The sequence below is a fragment of the Rhizobium sp. P2_G9 genome, assembly GCF_056403475.1.
Map to the genome: position 1 here is coordinate 86,744 of NZ_JBFUFK010000055.1, position 6,900 is coordinate 93,643.

General features: G+C 62.1%; 5 protein-coding genes and 1 pseudogene. All 6 read right to left on the reverse strand.

Going from position 1 to position 6,900, the window contains the following annotated elements; genetic code table 11:
- Positions 1–6 precede the first annotated feature (6 nt).
- Positions 7–1,767 carry an acyl-CoA dehydrogenase C-terminal domain-containing protein gene (locus AC1DYF_RS33925; RefSeq protein WP_477882447.1) on the reverse strand — a complete coding sequence of 587 codons (1,761 nt, stop codon included), beginning with the start codon at positions 1,765–1,767 and terminating at the stop codon, positions 7–9.
- Positions 1,768–1,939: 172 nt separating this feature from the next.
- Positions 1,940–2,722 carry an SDR family NAD(P)-dependent oxidoreductase gene (locus tag AC1DYF_RS33930; protein WP_477882449.1) on the reverse strand — a complete coding sequence of 261 codons (783 nt, stop codon included), beginning with the start codon at positions 2,720–2,722 and terminating at the stop codon, positions 1,940–1,942.
- Between the two features lie 111 nt (positions 2,723–2,833).
- Positions 2,834–4,426: an ABC transporter ATP-binding protein gene (locus AC1DYF_RS33935; protein ID WP_477882451.1), complete on the reverse strand. Its 1,593-nt coding sequence runs from the start codon at positions 4,424–4,426 to the stop codon at positions 2,834–2,836.
- 1 nt (position 4,427) lies between these two features.
- Positions 4,428–5,570: an ABC transporter permease gene (locus AC1DYF_RS33940; RefSeq protein WP_477882453.1), complete on the reverse strand. Its 1,143-nt coding sequence runs from the start codon at positions 5,568–5,570 to the stop codon at positions 4,428–4,430.
- Positions 5,563–6,486 (reverse strand): ABC transporter permease, encoded by a 924-nt coding sequence (locus AC1DYF_RS33945; RefSeq protein ID WP_477882455.1) that lies wholly within the window; start codon positions 6,484–6,486, stop codon positions 5,563–5,565. Before AC1DYF_RS33945 ends, AC1DYF_RS33940 begins: the two co-directional genes overlap by 8 nt.
- A 104-nt stretch (positions 6,487–6,590) precedes the next feature.
- Positions 6,591–6,900 (reverse strand): annotated as a pseudogene (locus AC1DYF_RS33950) (peptide ABC transporter substrate-binding protein); the annotation flags it as partial.

Genomic DNA, 6,900 nt, shown 5'->3' on the forward strand with positions numbered 1-6,900 from the left:
AGCCCGTCAGAAAAGCTCTGCATCCATCGCCATGATCGAGACGCAGCCGCCGGCTATGGCGGCCTCGATACCGGCAGCATGCGGCAGCATGCGATCGGCAAAAAAGCGTGCCGTGGCGAGCTTTTGCTGTTTCAGTGGTTCGTCTGCGGCATCGGCAGTGGCCGCCATCTTGGACCACATCCAACCGAAAGAGACGAGCGCGAAAAGCCTGAGATAGTCCGTGGCGGAAGCGCCGGCAAAAGACGGGTCATCGCGCCGGTCGAGTATGAGCGTCGTCGCGCGCTCGAGCCGATCAAGCGCTACGATCGTTGCCCTGGCGACAGGATCGGCGTCGGGCTGCAGGGACGTGGCCGCAAGATCCTCCTTGACGATCGCAAAGAAGCGGAAGGCCAGGTCGCCGTTTTCCATCGGCAGCTTGCGCGCAACCAGGTCCATGGCCTGGACGCCGTTTGTGCCTTCATAGATCTGGGTGATGCGGGCGTCGCGGACAAACTGTTCCGCGCCCGTTTCTCTTATATAGCCGTGGCCGCCGAACACCTGCTGCGCCAGCACGGTTGTCTCGAAGCCGAAATCGGTGAAGGCGGCCTTGACCACCGGGGTCAGCAGAGCCACCAGACCATCGGCGGCCTTGCGTGTTTCACCGTCCGGATGGCGCGTGGCGATATCGATCTGCATGGCCGTCCAGATGGCGAGCGCCCGGGCGGCGTCGGTGAAGCCGCGGCCGGTCATCAGCATCTTGCGGATATCGGCATGTTCGATGATCGGCACCGGTCCGTGCGCGCCGTCGGCGGAGCGTCCCTGCAGGCGCTCGCGGGCATAGTTCGCGGCCTTCTGGTTGGCCGCTTCGGCGAGGCCGAGGCCCTGGATGCCGATGAACAGGCGCTCGGCATTCATCATCGTGAACATGGCGTTGAGGCCGCGCCCGGGCTCGCCGAGCAGCCAGCCGGTAGCCCCGTCATAATTCATTACGCAGGTCGGCTGCGCGTGGATGCCCATCTTGTGTTCGAGCGCGCCGACCGACATGCCGTTGCGCGCGCCCAGGCTGCCATCGTCGCGAACGAGGAATTTCGGCACCAGGAACAGGCTGATGCCTTTGACGCCCTTCGGCGCATCGGGGAGGCGGGCGAGCACCAGATGGATGATGTTGCCGCCAAAATCCTGGTCACCGGAGGAAATGAAGATCTTTGTGCCAGTGATCCTGTAGCTGCCGTCACCGATCGGTTCGGCGCGGGTCGACAGCAGGCCGAGGTCGGTGCCGGCAGAGGCTTCGGTGAGCGCCATGGCGCCGGTCCATTCGCCGGAGATCATCTTCGGCAGATAGGTTTGTTTCTGCGGATCGGAGGCGTGGTGATAGATGGCTTCGACCGCGCCGCGGGTCAGGCCCGGATAGAGGCCGAAGGAGAGGTTGGCGGAGGAGAGCATCTCGTCGAGCAGAATTTGCAGCACACGCGGCAGGCCCTGGCCACCGAATTCGGCAGGGCCGGACAATCCGCTCCAGCCGGCCTCGGCAAAGCTCTTATAGGCTTCGGCAACGCCTTTAGGGGTCGTGACCATGCCGTTTTCCAGGCGGCAACCCTCTTCATCGCCGGGGCGGTTTAGCGGTTCCAGCACGCCGGTGCAGAACTTGCCGGCTTCTTCGAGGATGGAGACGGCGAGTTCGGCATTCACGTCCTCGTAGCCGGGGAGCGCTTGCATCTGGCCGTCGAAATCGAGAACATGGTTAAGGAGGAAGGAAATGTCGTCGATGGGGGGATTGTAGGACGCCATCCTGTCTGTTCCTCCTGCTTGCTGATTCGCCGTCTGAGGAGGCGATGATCGAGCATCCTTCGCCTACGGTTTGGCATGTCGTGGCGAGGTTCTTCTGCGAGTCAGGGATAGCACAAAACGGACGATTGTCGAATTCACCGCTACGATGTCCAGGAATTCGCAGGCTGTGGGATCAGTCTGGCAGCACGATACCAAGCTTGGCCATCGCGCCGCCGTCGATCTTGACGTCGGCACCGGTGATGAAGCGGGCTTTGTCGCTGGCGAGGAAGGCAACGAGTTCAGCCACTTCCTCCGGCCGGCCGACGCGGCTGAGCGGGTGGCCCTTGCCCCATTGGGCAATCATCTCGTCTTGCGTCATGTCGCCCTTGTAGAGGTCCGCGCTCCGGCGCAGCATGGGCGTGTCGATCGAGGCGGGGCAGACGGCGTTGACGGTGATGTTGTCGGCGGCGTGGTCGAGCGCCATGGCGCGCACCAGCGCGTTGATCGCGCCTTTGCTGGCCGTATAGGCGGCGACGCCCGCCTGCGAGGCGTAGGATTGCACCGAGGAAATCGCGACAATGGCGCCGCCGCCACGCTTCTTCATTTCCGGAATGGCATATTTCGCCGCGAGATAGATGCCCTTGAGATTGATGTCGAGCACGTCGTCCCAGACATTTTCGGGCGTGTCGACCACGGTGCCATAGCGCTGGATGCCGGCACAGCAAGCAAGGATGTCGACGCCACCATGGGCGGAGACGGCCGCCTCGACGGCGTGTTGCATGTCGGCTGCATTGCGGACATCGCCGACAAAACCGACCGCCTTGCCATCGATATCTGCAACGGCCCTGTMGATTGAATCCCTGTCGTTAGAGACAATCAGCACCTGACCGCCGGCCTTGGCGAAACGTTCGGCCGTGGCCCGGCCCATGCCCAGGCTGCCGCCGGTGACGATAATGCTCTTGCCGTCGAATTCCATGTCTGGACGCTCCTCCGTGCGGTTGACGCAATTAACGTTTCACCATGCCCGTCCGCCGCCGGCCGCGGACATGATCGCCCGGCAGGATATCGCTGCTAACCATCGGCTTGGCTATTCCCCCATCGCAGCGGCCATCAGTTCCTTCGTGTAATCCATGCATGGATTGCCGAAAATATCTTCAGTATCCCCCTGTTCGACCACTTTGCCGCTCTTCATCACCATGATGTAGTCAGACAGTGCTCGGACCACGGCGAGGTCGTGACTGATGAACAGGTAGGAGAGCTTGTGCTTGGCCTGCAGGTCGCGCAGCAGTTCGACGATCTGTTTCTGGACGGAGCGGTCGAGCGCCGAGGTTGGCTCATCCAGCACCAGGACTTTCGGTTTCAGGGTGATGGCGCGGGCGATGGCCAGGCGCTGGCGCTGGCCGCCGGAGAATTCGTGCGGGTAGCGGTTGCGGCTGGACGGGTCGAGCCCGACCTCCGTGAGTGCGTCCACGGCGCGGCGTTCGCGCTCGGCGCGGCTCAGTTGTGGCTCATGAATGAGGAGGCCTTCGGTGATGATTTCGCCCGCGGTCATGCGTGGGGAGAGCGAGCCATAGGGGTCCTGGAAGACCAATTGCAATTCTCTACGCAGCGGTCGCATCTCGGCCTTGTCGGCCCTGGAAATGTCCTTGCCGCGGAAGTGGATCTGGCCGTCGCCGTCAAACAGTCTGAGCAGGATGCGGCCAAGCGTCGACTTGCCGGAGCCGGATTCGCCGACAATGCCGATCGTCTGGCCTTCGCGCAGTTTCAGCGACACTTTGTCGACCGCGGTCAGATATTGCGTGCCCCGGCCGAGAAAGCCGCCGCCATATTTGAACCGGATCGACAGGTTGCGGCCGTCGAGCAGGATCGGTGCGCTGTCCGGCGGCGCGGCCTTGCGGCCGGTCGGTTCGGCGGCGAGCAGCATTTTCGTATAGTCGTGCTGCGGGGCGGAGAAGATTTCGGAGGCCTTGCCGGTCTCGACGACTTCTCCCCGGCGCATCACGGCGACACGATCGGCGAAGCGGCGGACGATGCCGAGATCGTGGCTGATGAAGACGATGGCGAGGCCCAGCCGGGTCTTGAGTTCCTTCAGCAGGTTGAGGATCTGCGCCTGGATGGTGACGTCGAGCGCGGTGGTCGGTTCGTCAGCGATCAGCAGTTCGGGATCGTTGGCGAGCGCCATGGCGATCATCACGCGCTGGCGCTGCCCGCCGGACATTTCGTGCGGATAGGAGCCGAGCCGGCGTTCGGGGTCGGAGATGTGGACGAGTTTCAGGAGTTCGAGGGCGCGTTCGCGCGCCTTGGATTTCGAGACCTTGCGGTGATAGCGGATCGGCTCGGCGATCTGGTCGCCGATCGTGTAGAGCGGGTCGAGCGAGGTCATCGGCTCCTGGAAGATCATCGTCATCTTCACGCCGCGGATGTCGTTGAGCACCTTGACCGGCTGGCCGATCAGTTCCTGGCCGCGATAGCGCGCCGAGCCGGTGACGCGGCCATTGGTGGCGAGCAGGCCCATGACTGCCATCATCGTCTGGCTCTTGCCGGAGCCGGATTCGCCGACAATGGCCAGTGTCTCGCCCTTGGCGACGGAAAGACTGACGCCTTTGACCGCATGGACTTCACCGTCCTCGGAGGCGAAGCGGACGTCGAGTTTGTCGATATTGAGCACATGATCGCCCATGTCAGCGGTCCTTCGGGTCGAATGCGTCGCGAAGGCCGTCGCCGATGAAATTCAGCGCGACGAGGGTGACGACGAAGAAGAGGGAGGGATAGAGCAGCAGCCAGGGGCTGGCCTCAATGGAGCCTGCGCCCTCAGCGATCAGCACGCCCCAACTGGTCAGCGGCTCCTGCACGCCGAGACCGAGGAAGGAGAGAAAACTTTCGAGCAGGATGACCTGTGGAACCAACAGCGTGACGAACACCACGACGGGCCCTATCGTGTTGGGGATGATGTGCCGGCGGATGATTTGGCCGTCGGTGAGGCCCATGGCGACAGCGGCGCCGACGAATTCGCGCCGCTTGATCGCCAGCGTCTGTCCCCGGACGATGCGGGACATGTCGAGCCAGTTGATCGCGCCGATGGCGATGAAGATCAGCACAATATGCCTGCCGAAAAATACGACCAGCATGATGACGAAGAAAACGAAGGGCAGCGAATAGAGAATTTCGACGAAGCGCATCATCACATTATCGACGCGGCCGCCGAGATAGCCCGAAATCGCGCCATAGACGACGCCGATCAGCAGCGAGACGATGGTGGCCATGATGCCAACCAGCAGCGAGATCTGCCCGCCGACCATGATCCGGGCGAGCATGTCGCGGCCGTTGCGGTCGGTGCCGAACAGGAAATATTGGCCGTTCACCTTGCCGGTCGCGACCGCCGTCTTGCCGTCGGCCGCGATCTCCAGCTTGGCATCGTCGAATTCGTCGGGCCGGTCGAGATAGCGGGTCACACGCGGGTCGATCTTCTTGTCGGTGCTGATCTTGGCTGTGTAAGTCGAGCCGCTGACATCGAAACCGTCGAGTTTCAGGCGGGCATGCTCGACAGCATCCTTCATCACCGACTCCAGCGTATCCTTTTCCGGATAGGGCGAGAGGCTGGGTGGGACGGCGACATAGCTCGGATAGATTTCGGCATAGCCATGCGGGTTGAAATACGGTCCAACAAAGCAGATCAGTGTCACCAGGAAGAGGACGATCAGGCCCGCGACGGCCGCCTTGTTGCGCTTGAGGCGGATGAGCGCCAGTGCGGTCAGGCTGCGGCCTTTGCCAGCCTCTGTTGGCGGGCGTGTTTCAGGTTGGATCAGGGATGCATTTTCACTCATAGCGCACCCTCGGATCGATGAAGGCGTAGATGATATCGACCAACAGGTTCAGCACGACAATGAACACCGAGATCAGCACCACTGTTCCCATGACCAGCGTATAATCGCGATTGAGCGCGCCGAGGACGAAATAGCGGCCGACGCCGGGCAACGAAAAAATCGTCTCGACGATGATCGAGCCGGTGAGCACCTGGGCTGCCGTCGGGCCGAGATAGGAAATCACCGGCATCAGGCCGGCGCGTAGCGCATGCCGGCCGACGACGCTGGAAAACGGCAGGCCATAGGCGCGGGCGGTGCGGACATGGTCGGTGCGCAGCGCCTCTATCATCGATCCTCTCGTCAGCCGGGCGAAGACGGCGAGCTGCGGCAGCGCCAGCACGATCACTGGCAGAGCGAGATTTTGAAACCCGCCAGGCCCCCAGCCGCCGGTCGGTACGAGCCGTAAGCCGACCGCGAAGATCATCGACAGGATCGGCCCGACGACGAAATTCGGGATCGTATTGCCGAGCGAGGCGAATGCCATCAGGAGATAATCAGGCCAGGAATTCTGGTGCAGCGCCGCATAGACGCCCATGACGATGCCGCCGAGAACAGCGATCGTCAGCGCCCAGGAGCCCAGCGTGATCGAATAAGGCAGCGCCTGCAGGATGAGTTCGGAAACAGTATAGTCCTTGTAGATATAGCTCGGGCCGAAATCGCCGTGCAGGACATTGCCGAGATAGTAGAGATATTGCGCCCAGAGCGGCTGGTCGAGATGATAGACCGCCTTCAGGTTGGCGAGCACCTGTGGCTCCAGGGGACGTTCGAGATTGAACGGCCCGCCGGGTGCAATGCGCACCATGAAGAAGGAGAGGGTGACGACCAGGAAGATCGTCGGCACGGCGGAAAGAAGCCGCACGAAAATGAAACGCAGCATGGGCGCCTCCTCGAATGCGAATAGGCCGATATTCCGCCGTCAACCGGCGGCGGACAGAGGGCCGCACCCACTCCGTTGAGGGATGCAGGCACGGCCCCGACGGATCACTCGATCGAGAGGTATTTGGTCATGTGTTCGTTGACGGTGTTTTCCTCGAAACCCTTGACCTTGTGGTTGACGAGCCAGAGGCTGGCGGAGTTCATCAACGGCGTCACCGAATAGCCCTTGAGCATGATTTCCTCGGCCTGTTCCATGATCTTCATCCGCTTGGCCGGATCGCGCTCCGCATAGGATTGCTTCATCAGGTCGTCGAATTTCGGATCGCTCCAATGACCGTAGTTGAAGGTCTTGTTGCTTGAGAGAAGCAGCGTGAGGAAATTCTCGGGGTCGGCATAGTCGGCGGCCCAGGCGGCA

Coding starts and splice junctions, on each gene's coding strand:
- AC1DYF_RS33925 (WP_477882447.1), bottom strand. CDS start 1,767: ATGGCGTCCTACAATCCCCCCATCGACGACATTTCCTTCCTCCTTAAC.
- AC1DYF_RS33945 (WP_477882455.1), bottom strand. CDS start 6,486: ATGCTGCGTTTCATTTTCGTGCGGCTTCTTTCCGCCGTGCCGACGATC.
- AC1DYF_RS33935 (WP_477882451.1), bottom strand. CDS start 4,426: ATGGGCGATCATGTGCTCAATATCGACAAACTCGACGTCCGCTTCGCC.
- AC1DYF_RS33940 (WP_477882453.1), bottom strand. CDS start 5,570: ATGAGTGAAAATGCATCCCTGATCCAACCTGAAACACGCCCGCCAACA.